Source organism: Streptomyces tricolor, assembly GCF_002155905.1.
Lineage (GTDB): Bacteria > Actinomycetota > Actinomycetes > Streptomycetales > Streptomycetaceae > Streptomyces > Streptomyces tricolor.
The window spans coordinates 1-484 of the sequence record NZ_MUMF01001105.1 but is presented as its reverse complement, the minus strand read 5'-3'; the positions used below and the strand labels follow the sequence as shown (position 1 = coordinate 484).

At 72.7% G+C, this 484-nt stretch carries 1 protein-coding gene; it reads right to left on the bottom strand.

All coding sequences use genetic code 11. The features are described from left to right. Positions 1 to 281 precede the first annotated feature (281 nt). A partial coding sequence (locus tag CCN44_RS42995) for an MbtH family protein (RefSeq protein ID WP_208639962.1) occupies positions 282 to 484 on the bottom strand: 203 nt, incomplete at its 5' end.

Here is a 484-nt window from a genome sequence, read left to right as displayed (position 1 = left end):
ACCCGTCCGCGGCGGACGGACGTGTGGCGCCGCCCGCCGCGACATCGTGGCCGTCGGACGTGTCCGTGACAGTCGGACCCGTCCGCGGCGGACGGAGGTGTCCGTAGCGGACGGACGTGTCCGTGACGGTCGGACCCGCCCGCGGCGGACGGACGTACGGCGCCGCCCGCCGCGACATCGTGGCCGTCGGACGTGTCCGTGACAGTCGAACCCGTCCGTGACAGTCGGACCCGTCCGCAGCGGACGGACGTGTCCGTAGCCGTCGGCCCCCTCCGCGGCGGTCAGGCGTCGGCGTTCTCCATGCGTTCGCGCAGGCTCTTGGGGCGCATGTCGGTCCAGACCTCGTCGACGTACGCGGAGCACTCGGCCTCGGTGCCCTCCTTGCCGACGGGCTGCCAGCCCGCGGGCACCTCGATGTCGACGGGCCAGAGGGAGTACTGCTCCTCGTCGTTGCGCAGCACCTGGTAGCGGGTGTTCTCGTCCA